The sequence below is a fragment of the Mesorhizobium sp. M7A.F.Ca.CA.003.01.2.1 genome (genome assembly GCF_003998945.1).
Classification (GTDB): domain Bacteria; phylum Pseudomonadota; class Alphaproteobacteria; order Rhizobiales; family Rhizobiaceae; genus Mesorhizobium; species Mesorhizobium ciceri.
Genome location: NZ_RZRA01001584.1, coordinates 1 through 582, shown reverse-complemented (window position 1 = coordinate 582; position 582 = coordinate 1). Strand labels below are relative to the sequence as shown.

At 65.1% G+C, this 582-nt stretch carries 1 protein-coding gene; it reads right to left on the bottom strand.

Annotation, left to right across the window (positions count from 1 at the left end; translation table 11 throughout):
* Nucleotides 1–582 (bottom strand): trypsin-like peptidase domain-containing protein (locus EN969_RS34365; protein ID WP_127419942.1); only part of this gene is annotated, 582 nt, incomplete at both ends.

Here is a 582-nt window from a genome sequence, read left to right as displayed (position 1 = left end):
CGTCCTGCCCGGCAAAGCTGGTGATGACGTCGCCCGTCTCGATGCCGGCCTTGGCCGCCGGCGAGCCGTCATTGACCTCTGAAACCAGCGCGCCGCCGGGATGGTCGAGCCCGATGGCGCTCGCGACATCCGGTGTCACCTCCTGGATCTGAACGCCGAGATAGCCGTACTGGATGGAGCCGCCCTTCATCAGCTTGGCCACCACCTTCTGGGCCTGGTCCGACGGAATGGCAAAGCCGACGCCGACGCTGCCGCCATTGGGCGAATAGATCGCCGTGTTGATGCCGACGACATTGCCCGCGACATCCACCAGCGGGCCGCCGGAATTGCCGTGGTTGATCGGCGCGTCGATCTGGATGAAATCGTCGAACGGCCCGCTATGCAGGTCACGGCCGCGCGCCGAGACGATACCTGCCGTGACGGTGGTGCCGATGCCGAACGGGTTGCCGAAGGCCAGCACCTGGTCGCCTGGCATAAGCTTGTCGGAATCGCCCCATTTGACGGTCGGCAGGGGTTTGTCCGACTTGATCTTCAGCACGGCGAGATCGTTCTTGGCATCGCGGCCGATGAGCTTGGCCGGCA